General features: G+C 68.3%; 11 protein-coding genes. 5 read left to right on the top strand and 6 right to left on the bottom strand.

The window, feature by feature from the left end:
• Positions 1-39 precede the first annotated feature (39 nt).
• The 6 genes from Q8O26_RS04900 to Q8O26_RS04875 form a co-directional block, all read right to left on the bottom strand.
• On the bottom strand, positions 40-1707 hold the full coding sequence (locus tag Q8O26_RS04900; protein ID WP_305574061.1) for an ABC transporter substrate-binding protein: 1668 nt from the start codon (positions 1705-1707) through the stop codon (positions 40-42).
• A gap of 251 nt (positions 1708-1958) precedes the next feature.
• Entirely contained in the window at positions 1959-3362 is a 1404-nt protein-coding gene (locus Q8O26_RS04895; protein ID WP_305574059.1) for an amidase, read from the bottom strand.
• Complete coding sequence (locus tag Q8O26_RS04890) at positions 3359-4492, bottom strand: NAD(P)/FAD-dependent oxidoreductase (RefSeq protein WP_305574057.1); 1134 nt, start codon at positions 4490-4492, stop codon at positions 3359-3361. Before Q8O26_RS04890 ends, Q8O26_RS04895 begins: the two co-directional genes overlap by 4 nt.
• A 138-nt stretch (positions 4493-4630) precedes the next feature.
• On the bottom strand, positions 4631-5704 hold the full coding sequence (locus Q8O26_RS04885) for a TadE/TadG family type IV pilus assembly protein (protein WP_305574055.1): 1074 nt from the start codon (positions 5702-5704) through the stop codon (positions 4631-4633).
• Positions 5705-5868: 164 nt separating this feature from the next.
• Positions 5869-6783, bottom strand: coding sequence for a lipid A biosynthesis lauroyl acyltransferase (locus Q8O26_RS04880; protein ID WP_305574053.1), 915 nt, complete (start codon positions 6781-6783; stop codon positions 5869-5871).
• A gap of 12 nt (positions 6784-6795) precedes the next feature.
• A complete protein-coding gene (locus Q8O26_RS04875; protein ID WP_305574051.1) occupies positions 6796-7818 on the bottom strand; it encodes a zinc-binding dehydrogenase in 1023 nt (340 codons plus the stop codon).
• Between the two features lie 327 nt (positions 7819-8145).
• Here Q8O26_RS04875 and Q8O26_RS04870 point away from each other — a divergent pair, with 327 nt between their 5' ends.
• The 5 genes from Q8O26_RS04870 (at position 8146) to Q8O26_RS04850 (ending at position 12265) form a co-directional block, all read left to right on the top strand.
• Positions 8146-8427 carry an acyl carrier protein gene (locus Q8O26_RS04870; RefSeq protein ID WP_305574049.1) on the top strand — a complete coding sequence of 94 codons (282 nt, stop codon included), beginning with the start codon at positions 8146-8148 and terminating at the stop codon, positions 8425-8427.
• A gap of 115 nt (positions 8428-8542) precedes the next feature.
• Positions 8543-9016 carry a 3-hydroxyacyl-ACP dehydratase FabZ family protein gene (locus Q8O26_RS04865; RefSeq protein ID WP_305574047.1) on the top strand — a complete coding sequence of 158 codons (474 nt, stop codon included), beginning with the start codon at positions 8543-8545 and terminating at the stop codon, positions 9014-9016.
• Positions 9017-9025: 9 nt separating this feature from the next.
• The gene (locus tag Q8O26_RS04860; RefSeq protein ID WP_305574045.1) at positions 9026-10231 is read left to right on the top strand and encodes a beta-ketoacyl-ACP synthase; all 1206 of its coding nucleotides are present in this window, start codon (positions 9026-9028) and stop codon (positions 10229-10231) included.
• Between the two features lie 10 nt (positions 10232-10241).
• Positions 10242-11516 (top strand): beta-ketoacyl-ACP synthase, encoded by a 1275-nt coding sequence (locus Q8O26_RS04855; protein ID WP_305574043.1) that lies wholly within the window; start codon positions 10242-10244, stop codon positions 11514-11516.
• Positions 11516-12265 (top strand): SDR family NAD(P)-dependent oxidoreductase, encoded by a 750-nt coding sequence (locus Q8O26_RS04850; RefSeq protein WP_305574041.1) that lies wholly within the window; start codon positions 11516-11518, stop codon positions 12263-12265. The genes Q8O26_RS04855 and Q8O26_RS04850 overlap by 1 nt, the downstream gene beginning before the upstream one ends.
• Positions 12266-12288: the final 23 nt, after the last annotated feature.

Here is a 12288-nt window from a genome sequence, read left to right as displayed (position 1 = left end):
ACCCGCAGGGGCCGCCCGGCCCTATGTGATCGATCGGGATTACGAGCCCGGGCGGATGTCCATCGGCGCGATGTCGATGAACCACGAGCGCGGCTGGACGACCCCGGTGACGCGCGGCGACATGGCGCGGGGGCCGACGTCATGGGCGACCCAGAGGAACGGCGCCTCCTCGACGATCCGCTTGTGGAGGGCTGCAAGGGCGCTGTCGCGACCGGCATCGTCGAAGGTCGAGCGGGCGGTCGCGGCGAGCTGGTCGAACTCGTCGGAGTTGAAGAAGCCCCAGTTGTTGGAGGCCGGCGGGTTGGTCTGCCGCGTCACGAAGCGGATCATGGCGAAGAAGGGGTCCATGGCCGCGAATGTGACGTTGGTGGCGTTGGCGCCACGGGCATTGGCATGGCCCGCGCCCTCACGCCAGTTGGTGAAGACGGCGTTCCACTCGGCGACTTCCAGCTCGACGTTGAAGAAACACTCCTTCAGCGCCTGCTGCAGCCACTCGTTCATGACGATCGGCTGCATCTGGCCGGAGCCCGAGGCCGAGGTCAGCACCTTGACGCTGAGCGGGCGGGCGGCGGAGAAGCCGGCCTCCTGCATCAGACGGCGGGCCGCCGGCAGGTCGTACTTGATCTGGAAGGACGGATTGCCCCACCAGGGATGGCCCTGGGGAACCGTGCCGACCGGGATCTCCATCAGGCCGCCCAGCAGTTCCTTCAGCTCGGCGCGGTTGATGCAGAGGTTGGCGGCGTGACGCACCCGGCGGTCGAGCCAGGGCGAACCCTCGCGGAACGAGAACTGCCAGGGCCAGACATGCGGCTGGGCGTTGGTGTAGAGCGTGAAGCCGCGCTGGCGGATCTGCGGCACCGAATCCGGGGCCGGCGCCTCGATCCAGTCGACCTGGCCGGACAGGAGGGCTGCGGTACGGGCATTCGGCTCGGGCAGCGGCAGAAGGACGACGCGGTCCACCTTCGGCCGGCGGGCGGCGTCCCAGTAGTCCTTGTTGGCGACCATCTCGAAGCGCTCGCGTGGCACGAGGCGCACGCCGCGGAAGGGGCCGGTTCCCGAGGGTGTGGAGGCGAAGGCGATCCAGGCGGCGGCAGCACGCGCCTTCGGATCGGTGACCGAGGCCGGAACCTCGCCGAGCAGCTTCTGCCAGTGGGCCGGCGAGGCCATGAACAGGTTGGTCAGGTTGATCGGCAGGAAGGAGTCGGGGTTGCGGGTCGTGAGCTCGACGGTGAGATCGTCGATGGCGCGGGCCGAAGCGAGGTTCGGCATGCGCGAGACGGTGACGCCGACCTGGCTCTGGTCGAAATGGGCGGCGTTCTGGTCGAGCACCTTCTGGACGTTCCAGACCACGGCCGCCGCGTTGAAGGGCGCGCCGTCGTGGAACTTCACACCGGGGCGCAGACGGAACGTCCACTTGTTCTTGTCGGCCTGATCCACCGACCAGGACAGGGCGAGCCCGGGCGTGATGACGGATGCGGCATCGGCCTTCGACAGGTCCCAATGGACCAGCGCGTCATACATCGGGATGCCGGTGAAGCGGTTGCCCTCGAAACCCTGGTCGGGCTGGCCATGGGTGCGCGGGATGTCGGCGGCCGTCATGCCGATGCGCAGCACCTTTTCCTGGGCGATGACGGAGCCCGGCGTCAGCAGCGCGCCCGCAAGGGCAAAGGCGCCGGCGATCAATGCCGGCCGGAAAATGGTTCGCATACGAAGTCTCCCTGGTGCTTCCTCGGCTGGACTGGCAAGGCACATGCCAGCCATTCCAAAGAGCCGATTGATCCGGCTTCCTGGCGCCTGACTTTCAGTCGCCGACGCAGAAATGCCGTACAGGTGTGCAGATTGCCCGATTTCTGAGCAATTTCACGGAGAGACCAAGATGCGCAAATGCCCAGCGCCGCGGAAATGATCACTCTGCCGCGTCGTGTCGTCGGTGCAATTGGGAGACGGGCGCGCGGCGATCAGCCCGGCAGCGGCAGCGGACCGCCGACAGCCTGCTCGACGCTGCGGGCGATGCGCAGGGCCATGGCGTCGCGGAACTGCGGCGCGACGATCTGGAAGCCGACGGGCAGACCCGCAGTGGTCGGTGCGACAGGCACCGAGACGCCGCACCATTCGAGGTAATTGGCGAAACGGGTGAAGATGCCGGGCGCCGCCGCCTCGTCCACCTGCGACAGCGGCACGGCGGGCGCCGGCGTCGTCGGCAGGATCAGGGCGTCGATGCCGTTGTCGGCAAGCAAGGCGTTCGCCGCGGCCATGCGGATCCGGCGCGTCTCGACCCCGGCGAAATAGCGCGTGGCGGCAATGTCGAAACCGCCGCCGATGCGCCGCGCCGCCCAGTCGCCGAGACGGGACGGGGTCTCCCGCGCGAGGGCGCCGTGGTGGTGGGCTCCCTCGACCATCATCAGTTCGCCGGCGTCCTGGGCATAGGTCCGCAGGCTGTCGGGCAGGGCGAAGGACACGAGGCGGGCGCCGGCCTTTTCGAGGGCTGCGGCGGCTGCGTTGAAGCTGGCGGCGACGGCGGGGTCGACGGCGATGTCCGGATCGAGGGCGAGGCCACCCAGCGTCAGGCCGCGCACGCCGGCTTCCAGTCCGGCGACGAGGTCGAGACCGGGAGCGCCCTCGGTCGAAGCATCGGCCGGATCGGAGCCGAGCATGACCTGGCTCATCACCGCGGCGTCGCGCACGCTGCGCGCCAGCGGGCCGATCGTGTCGAAATGCAACGCCAGCGGCACGACTCCGGCCCGGCTGATGAGGCCCATCGAGGTCTTGTGGCCGACCGTGCCGCACCAGGCGGCCGGCAGGCGGACCGAGCCGCCGGTATCGGTGCCGAAGCCGATGGGAACCAGGCCGGCACTTACCGCGACGCCCGTTCCGGATGAGGATCCGCCGGGGACTCGGTGGGTCTCGCGGTCATGGGGGTTCACCGGCGTACCGGCGACCGGGTTCGTGCCCCAGCCGCCGAAGGCGTATTCGACCGTGTGCGTCTTGCCGACGACGATGGCGCCGGCGGCCCGCAGACGCGACACGCACCAGGCGTCGGCCGCGGCGGCCGGCAGGTGGTCGCGGGTGATGGACCCGGCGCGCGTGCGCTGGCCGGAGACGTCGATGATGTCCTTCACCGCGACGGGAACGCCATGCAGGGGTCCCCGGCGCTGGCCGCGGGCCTGGAGGGCATCGAGCATGTCGGCCTCGGCACGCGCCTCGTCGGCGAGGACCGTGATGAAGGCATGGAGCCGGGTGTTGCCGGCGGCGATGCGCGCCAGCGTCGTCTCGACCACGGCCCGGGCGCTGGTGCGACCGTCGGCGATGGCCTCGGCGGTGACGACGGCGCCGGCGGCGAGGACGGTGGCAGCTTCGGTCATGGCACGGTCTCCAGGGCGGGCAGGCCCAGGCGGGCTGCCACGAGGTCGGCGAGGGCGAGGGAGGCGGTCAGGCCCGGGCTCTCGATGCCCAGCAGGTTGACCAGGCGGGGGATGCCGTGAACCTCGGGGCCATCGACCCGGAAATCGGGCATCGGCATGCCCGGCCCATGCAGCTTCGGCCGGATGCCGGAATAGTCCGGCTGCAGGGCGCCGTCGGGCAGATCCGGCCAATAGGCGCGGATGGCGGCATAGAAGCCGTCGGAGCGCCGCGGATCGACGACGAGGTCGTTCTCGCTCTCCACCCATTCCACGTCCGGCCCGAAGCGGCAGCGGCCCTGCAGGTCGATGGTGGCGTGGACGCCGAGCCCGGCGCCGTCGGGCATGGGATAGACGAGGCGGGAGAAGGGCTGGCGGCCGACGAGGGAGAAGTAGTTGCCCTTGGCATACCATTGTTTCGGCCTGTGCTGCGGGGGGAAGCCCTCCAGCGCCGCCAGGAATTTCGGGGCGTAGTGGCCCGCCGCATTGACGACGATGCGGGCCGTGATCTCGGCCGCCTCGGCGCCGCCGGTGCGCAGCACGATGCCGTCCGCCGTCACGCTCGCCCCGAGGATGGGGGTCTCGAAGGCGACCATGCCGCCGGCATTCTCGAGGTCGCCCTGCAGCGCCAGCATGAAGCCGTGGCTGTCGACGATGCCGGTCGAGGCTGAGAAGAAGGCGCGGATGCAGGAGACTTCCGGCTCCAGGGCGCGCACCTCGTCCGCCGTCTTCCAGGACAGGCCCTCGACGCCGTTGACATGGGCCTGGTCCCAGATCGCCTGAAGCTTCGGCAACTGGTCTTCCGACGTCGCCACCATCAGCTTGCCGCAGGCCTTCGCCTTCACGCCGCGGTCGGCACAGTAGCGGTAGAGGAGCTGCTTGCCGCGCAGGCAGGCGGCGGCCTTGATCGAGCCGGTCGGGTAGTAGAGCGAGGCGTGGATGACCTCGCTGTTGCGCGAGGAGGTGCCGGTGCCGATGGCGTCGGCCGCCTCGAGGACGAGGGTGTCGAGCCCGGCGAGCGCCAGGCGGCGGGCGGCGGCGAGGCCGACGACCCCGGCGCCGATCACGACGGCATCAATGGACCAGTCTGTCATGGGGCGGGGGCAGGGGATGTGATGGGCAGGAGCATGCCCTCTTCTTAGGGCGGGCCCGAGCCCGAGGAAAGCGTCCGCCCCGCGCGGCTGTTCTCCCGCTGCAGCCGACCGGCAGGCTCCGGTCGGCCGCGCGCCGGGTTACTCGATCAGACGGACGACGGTTGTGGCCGTGCTGCTGACCTTCGGGCATTCGACGATGACGCGGATGTCGTCATAGTCGCCGTCGGTCCAGCCATAGCCCGGCGGGCGGTCTTCCCAGCCGAAATACATGAACTTGCCGGGCTCGCAGGCCTTCGTGGCCTGCTGCGGCGTGCGGTTCTTGCCTTCGGGAATGATGCCGCCCTGCCCCTTGGCCTTGCACTGACCGAGGTTGTCGCAGATCACCGTCTCCAGGATCGGAACGGCATTGGTGAAATTGTGCGTCGGCACCCCGGCGGTCAGGGTCGTGTCGGAATAGTAGTTGTAGGAGAGGTTGTTGGACCAGGGCGAGGCCCAGTCCGCCGGGTTGTTGGGGATCAGCGTGCCGGGGGTCGCGTTGTCCCACAGAAGCGGCTTGGTCCGGGCGTTGCGGACGTTGTAGAGGCGGTAGGAGATCGTCTCGCCCTGCTTGCAGGCGGGCATGTTGAAATTGTACTTCGTGCCGGCATTGTCGGCGATGGCCGTCATCTGCGAGCGGCCGAAATCGGCATGGTTCTGGCGGCTCTTGTCGAAGCAATAGACATACATGCGGTTGTAGTCGCCGGCCTCCGGATCGAGTTCGGCCATGATCGGCTTGGCGCTGGTCACGGTGTGAAAGGTGGTCGAGGTCGCCGCCGACTTCGCCACGACGTTGAGGGTCGGCATGCCGATGACGCCGAGGATCGACGTCGGCATCGTGGCGCCGTCGGTGCGGATGCGCACCGTCTTGCCGCCGTCCGAGGTTTCGATCGCCACCGGATAGCTCTTCAGGTGGCCGGAAAGGTGGCCGTCGATATGTCTCTGGGCGGTCTGCTTGACCGCGGCATCACCGAGGGCGGCCTGGCGCACGCCGGCGAGCGCCGCGGCATCGAAGGCGCCCTGCAGTTCGGCGGCGTCCCGCGACGCGCGGTGAAAATCGACCGCACCGCCGACGGTCGCGAACAGCGGTACCGCGGCCAGCGCCAGCGTCATGGCGACATTTCCGCGCCGGTCGGTGGCGAATTTCTTCAGACGATCCTGGTCCATGATGGTCATGCCAGCCTCCTGGGGCACGTTTCCGAACCACGACCTTAGGGGCGATAGATTGCTACGACGTTTTCGTAAAATGCGTGCAATCGGAAACGGTCATTAACCATCCCATTGGGACGAGGCTCGCCGGTGGCTGTCCGTGACCTGGCCGGAGCCGTCGGGCGGTGCCGTCACCGCCAGCGGCGGTGCAACCAGAGCCATTGCTCGGGATGTTCGCGGACCCAGCCCTCGACGATGTCGGTCAGCATCTGCATCGTCGCCTTGACGTCGACGCGGCCTTCGCCGTCCCGGGGAAGGACGAGCTCCTCCGTCGCCTCCAGCCGGAAGCGGTTGCCGGGCAGGCGGATGACGCGGACGCCGTGGACCGGGCAATCGAATTCGCGGGCGAGCCTGGCCGCGGTCGGGTTCGCCTTGGCGGGCCGGCCGAAGAAGGTGACGTCGACGCCGCGCTGGAGATGCTGGTCGATCAGCATGCCGACATGGTTGTTCGCCTCGAGCTCGCGGGCCAGCTGGAGCACGCCGCTGCCGCCGGAGGCGACCAGCTTGCCCATGGTCTTGCCGCGGATCCGGTGGATGGCGCGGGCGACGAACCGGTTGTTCGGCATGCGGTAGAGCGCCGTCGTGTCGAGACCGTGGGCGGCGGCGGCCACCGCCGGCATCTCCCAGTTGGCGAGATGGGCGGCGAAGAAGATGGCCGGCTTGCCGTCGTCGCGCAGCCGCTCGTAGAGGGCGACGTCGTCGGTGACGATGCGGCCGTCGTTGGGCCTTGCGGGATCATAGTCCCAGAGATCGTCCATGCAGGCATATTCGAAGGCGGTGCGGCCGAGATTCTGCCAGCAGCCGTCGAGGATCGCCTGGATCTCGGCTTCCGGCTTCTCGGGAAAGGCCGCCTTCAGGTTGGCGTAGCCGGTGCGGTTGACCGGCAGCAGGCGACCGAGCCGCGGCAGGATCCAGGCGCCGATGTCGCTCGCCCTGTCGGGGCCGAGCGCGCTGATGGCCCGCAGCGCGCCGAGCACAAGCATGCCGACGACCCAGTCGAACGGCAGCATGGCGGCGGGGTAGTTGTGGCGGATCCAGCGGACCACGGCTAGCCGCCGTCAGATCTGGACGAGGATCTTGCCGAAGACCTTGCGGCCCTCGAGCCGATCGAGGGCCTCGGAGAACCGGTCCATCGGCAGTTCGGTGTCGATCACCGGGGTGACGCCCGCCTCGATGCGCTTCAGGCCGTCGGCGATGGCGCGGATGGGGGCGCCGAACGAGCCGAAGATCTTGTACTGCTGCTGGAAGAGCTGCATCAGGTTGAAGGTGATGGTGGCGCCCGACGTGGCGCCGCAGGTGGCGAGCCTGCCGCCGCGGCGGAGGCAGAACAGCGACTGGTTGAACGTGTCGGCGCCGGTATGTTCGAAGGCGACGTCGACGCCCTTCTTCTTCGTGATCTTGCGCACCACGCCCTCGAACCGCTCGGTGCGGTAGTTGATGGCGTGGTCGGCGCCGATGGCGAGCGCCTTGGCGACCTTGTCGTCGTCACCGACCGTCGTGATCACCGTGCAGCCGAGCGCCTTCGCGACCTTGATCGCGACAGTGCCGATGCCCGATCCGCCGGCCTGGACGAGGACGGTCTCGCCTGGCTGCAGCCGGCAATTGTCGAAGAGCATGTGCTCCACGGTGGAGAAGGTGATCGCAGCGGTGGCGGCATCGCGCAACGACACGGCGGCGGGCACCTGGACGACGTGGCGGGCCTCCATCGTCACATATTCGCGCGCGAACCCGTCGATGTGGAAGCCCATGATGCCCTGCACGTCGGTGCACAGGTTGTCCTGGCCGGCGCGGCAGAACTGACAGGTGCCGCAGGTCTTGGCGCCGAACATGACGACCTTGTCGCCGGCCTTGAACGCGGTGACGCCGTCGCCGATGCTCTCGATGGTGCCGGAGGCCTCGGCGCCCACCACCAGCGGCATCTGGCGCTTTGCGAAGGCCATGCCGCGGAATCCCCAGACGTCGATATGGTTGAGCGCGACGGCCGCGACCTTGATGCGGACCTCGCCGCGGGCCGGGGCGGGGGCGTCCGCGATCTCCTCGATGCGGAGGTCGCGGTCACCGTGGAGGCGAAGGGCGCGCATGGGGATGATCCTCTTCAGGGCGGAATAGCCCGCTGTGTGGCAGATCGGGCCGCCGCGCCAGCAAAGAATGCAAGGCGCCGGTGCCTAAAGGCCCGGGGCGGGCTCGTCAACCGAAGGACGCCCGCCGAAGGACGCGCGCGCCCGGGCGCCGACGGCGTGCAGCACCATCACCGCCGCTGTGGCCGGGGACACGAGACGAAGGGTTGATGCGGCCTGCCGCCTCATCTATAGCAGCAGCTTCCTATTCGGGGCGCCCTGTACGGGCGATTGCCTTGTTTCGTGCCGCTTTGATCACCATCTGACGGCCGCCACGGAGATTGCGCCACCATGTCGTCCACCTTCGAAACCGTCTCGAAGATCATCTCGGAAACGTGTGACATCCCGCTTGAGAAGATCACGTCCGAGAGCCACGCGATCGACGATCTCGGTATCGATTCGCTCGACTTCCTCGACATCGCCTTCGCCATCGACAAGGCATTCGGCATCAAGCTGCCGCTCGAAAAGTGGACGCAGGAGGTCAACGAGGGCAAGGCGAAGACGGAAGACTATTTCGTCCTCGGCGCGCTGTGCGGCAAGATCGACGAGCTGGTCGCTGCCAAGGGCGCTTGATCCCGGCGGTCCGCCGGCCCGCCACAGTTCATTCTGCATCACCGGCCGGCCCCCCCGGCCGGTTTCGTCATCCAACCCTTTCGAAAGCCTCCCGGCACGGGAGATCAATCCTCCCATGCGGCTCGAATACTTCCAGATGATCACGCGCGTCGTCTCCTTCGACGCGCAGGCCAGGACCCTGACGGCGGCGGCGGATGTTCCTGCCGAAAGTCCGGTGTTCGAGGGCCATTTCCCCGGCTATCCGCTCCTGCCGGGCGTGCTGATGATCGAGGCGATGGCGCAGGCCTCGGGCTGGCTGATCCTCGGTCTGAACGGCCTCACCGCCATGCCCTTTCTGGTCGGCACCAACAGCACCAAGATGCGTGACTTCGTGCAGCCCTCGACGCCGCTCGTCGTGCATGCGGAAATGATCGGCGACGGGTCGGGCTATGCGGTCACGAAGGCCTTCATCACCCGCGAGGGCAAGAAGGTCGCCGAGGCGGAAATCAAGTTCGCGGTGAAAACCTTCCCCGATCCGAAATTCGCCTCGATGATCCGCGAGTGGGGGGAACGTCTCCAGTTCCCGTTCGAGAAGCTGGAAACGGCCTGAAGGGAGTGCATGATGGCAATTGCCCCGGAACGTGAGGCCTGGATCACCGGGATCGGCCTCGTCTCCGCGCTCGGAGAGGGGCTCGATGCCCACTGGGACGCCCTGAACGGCGACCGCGAGACGTGGCTGAAACTCGATTCGACCACCCATGCGCCCTATCATGTCCATCCCGCCGTCGCGCTGGACCTCGCCAAGCAGATTCCTGACCGCGGCGACCGCCGGCAGATGGAGGGCTGGCAGCGCCTCGGCACCTATGCCGCCGGCCTCGCACTGGAGAATGCCGGGGTCAAGGGCCAGGACGACCTGTTGAAGTCGATGCACATGATCGTCGCCGCCGGCGGCGGCGAGCGCGACTATGCCGTCGACGGGCAGATCCTGTCGGGGCTGGAGGCCTCCAACGAGCCCGGCAAGTTCCTCAACGAGCGGCTGATGAACGACCTGCGTCCGACGCTGTTCCTCGCCCAGCTCTCCAACCTCCTCGCCGGCAACATCTCCATCGTCCATGGCGTCGTCGGCTCCTCTCGCACCTTCATGGGCGAGGAGATGGCGGGCGTCGACGCGGTGCGCGTCGCCCTCGGCCGCTGCCATGCCGCGCAGGGCGACATCTTCCTGGTGGGCGGCGCCTATTCGGCGGAGCGGCCGGACACGATCCTGCATTTCGAGCTCGGCCACATGAACTGGACCGGGCCCTGGGTGCCGGTCTGGGAGCGGCCGAAGGACGGCGGCGGTACGATTCTCGGCTCGGTCGGCGCCTTCCTCGTGATCGAGGCGCGCGAACATGCCGAGAAGCGCGGCGCCAAGCCCATCGCCAGGCTCGCCAGGGTGTCCTCCGACCGCACCCGCCGCAAGGACGGGGATGCTGAGCATTCCATGGCCGTGCAGTGGAACGAGATCTCGCCCGGCCTCATTCCCGGCGCCACGGTGGTCGTCTCCGGCGCCACCGGCGTCAGCGGTGCAATGGCCATCGAGCGCGACATTCTCGACCAGCGGCGGGTGCCGACACGGGCCACCGGCTCGGTCATCGGCCACAGCGTCGAGGCGACCTTCCCGGCGAATGTCGCGCTGGCGGCGATGATGGTGGCGCGCGGCGAGGCCGTCCCGCCGATCGGCGGTTCCAAGGACGAGGCGCGCATGACCCGCAAGGTCAAGCAGGCGGTCGTCACCTCCGTCGGGCACTGGCGCGGCGAGGGCATGGCCCTCGTCGAGGCGATCTGAGGAGGACACCATGGCTCACATGAAGGACAAGCACGGCCGCCCGGTCGTCGTCGTCACCGGCATGGGCGTCGTCACCTCGCTCGGCCAGGGCAAGGACGAGAACTGGTCGAAGCTGACGGCCGGCCAGTCCGGCATCCATACGATCACCCGTTTCCCGATCGAGGGCCTGCGCACCACCATCGCCGGCACCGTCGATTTCGTGCCCTTCGACAATGCCCCCGACCTCACCACCAAGATGGCGGCGCTGGCCGGCGAGGAGGCGGTGGCCGAGGCGAGGATCGGCGATGCCGGCACCTTCCCCGGCCCGCTCTTCCTCGGCATGCCGCCGGTGGAGCTGGAATGGCCGCAGCGGCAGGATCTCGCCCGCGCCTCCGGCAAGAGCGCCGACATCACCTATACCGACATTCTCAGGGGCGCCGCGGCCAAGGATTTCAGCGCGATGCAGACGCGCTTCCTCTTCGGCTCGGTGGGCGATGCGCTCGCCGACCGCTTCGGCACCAAGGGCGCGCCGATCTCGATCTCCACAGCCTGCGCCACCGGGGCGACCGCCATCCAGCTGGCCGTCGAGGCGATCCGCCGCGGCGAGACCGAAGCGGCGCTCGTCATCGGCGCCGACGGTTCCGCCAACCAGGAATCACTGGTGCGCTTCTCGCTCCTGTCCGCGCTGTCGACCCGCAACGGCGACCCGACCGCCGCGGCCCGGCCCTTCTCCAAGGACCGCGACGGCTTCGTCATGGCCGAGGGGGCGGGGGCCCTGGTGCTCGAATCCTGGGAACATGCCACGGCGCGTGGCGCGACCATTCTCGGCGTCGTCGAGGGCTGCGGCGAGATGGCCGACAGCTTCCATCGCACCCGGTCCAGCCCGGACGGCGCGCCGATCATCGGCTGCATCAGGAATGCCCTTGACGATGCCGGCGTCACACCTGCCGACGTCCAGTATGTCAACGCCCACGGCACGTCGACGCCCGAGAACGACAAGATGGAATATGTCGGCCTCGCCGCCGTCTTCGGTGATCATCTCGCGGGGATCGCCGTGTCGTCCAACAAGTCGATGATCGGCCACACCCTGTCGGCGGCCGGCGCCATCGAGGCGGTGTTCACGCTGATGACCATCCGCAGCGGCGTCATTCCGCCAACGATCAACCATACCGAGGCGGACCCCGCGATCAGGATGGATCTCGTGCCCAATGTCGCCCGCAAGGCGAAAGTCACCCGCGCCATCTCCAATTCCTTCGGCTTCGGCGGTCAGAACGTCTGCCTGGTCCTCGCCGCGGAGCCGGCGTGATGGGGCGCGTCCTCGTCACCGGCGGCGCCAAGGGCATGGGCGCGGCCATCGTCCGGGCGCTCGTCGCCGCCGGCCACGATGTGACCTTCACGGTGCGCTCCTCGGGCACGGCGGCCGAAGCGCTTGTGGCGGAGCTCAAGGCCTCGCACCCGGATCGTGACGTCGGGATCGCGACCCTCGACCTCGCCGACAAGACGGCGGTCGACGCCTTCTGCGCCGAGCTCGAAAAGGGCGAAGCGCTCTATGGCCTCGTCCACAATGCCGGGCAGCCCTACGACCAACTCGCCGCGGTCATGGACCAGGCCAAGGCCGAGGCGGTCATGCAGATCAATTTCTTCGCCTTCACGCGCCTGGTGAATGCCGTGGTGCGCCCGATGATGCGGGCCCGGAACGGGCGGATCGTCGCCATCGGCTCGGTGACGGCGGAGCGCTCCAACCAGGGCAATGCCGCCTATGGGGCGTCCAAGGCCGCGCTCGCCGCCTATTGCCGGACGCTGGCGATCGAGAGCGCCAAACGCGGCGTGACGGTCAATGTCGTCGCCCCTGGCTTCGTCGATACCGACATGATGGCCAGATATGCCGATTATCGCGACAAGATGGAGAGCCAGATTCCCGCCGGACGTTTCGCGCGGCCCGAGGAAATCGGCGGTCTCGTCGCCTATCTGCTGTCGCCGCTTGCAAGTTATATGACAGGCGCTACCCTTTCCATCGATGGAGGACTGACAGCTTCGATGGGGCTGCAGCGATAAGGCAGCGTCAGTCGTCATGAGTT

The sequence above is a fragment of the Phreatobacter sp. genome, assembly GCF_030691135.1.
Classification (GTDB): Bacteria; Pseudomonadota; Alphaproteobacteria; order Rhizobiales; family Phreatobacteraceae; genus Phreatobacter.
This window is presented reverse-complemented; position numbering and strand designations above follow the sequence as displayed.